Genomic DNA, 231 nt, shown 5'->3' on the forward strand with positions numbered 1-231 from the left:
ATTCTGCTACTGATACTCAAATAGTAACTGTCGAAGACAATACAGACCCTACCATTACAGCACCTGATGACGTAACCGTTAGTGCCAATGCTTCATGTCAAGCCACTGGTGTGGCTCTTGGAACACCGACTACAGCTGATAACTGTGGGGCGAATCCTGCAACCAATGATGCGCCTGCTACATTCCCAATAGGTAATACAACAGTAACCTGGACCGTAACCGATGCGGCCG

The 231-nt window shown here is 48.5% G+C and carries 1 protein-coding gene; it reads left to right on the forward strand.

The window, feature by feature from the left end; all coding sequences use genetic code 11:
* On the forward strand, positions 1-231 hold a 231-nt coding region (locus LOK78_RS16635; protein WP_232635704.1), incomplete at both ends, for an HYR domain-containing protein.

The sequence above is a fragment of the Mangrovimonas futianensis genome (assembly GCF_021245805.1).
Classification (GTDB): domain Bacteria; phylum Bacteroidota; class Bacteroidia; order Flavobacteriales; family Flavobacteriaceae; genus Mangrovimonas; species Mangrovimonas futianensis.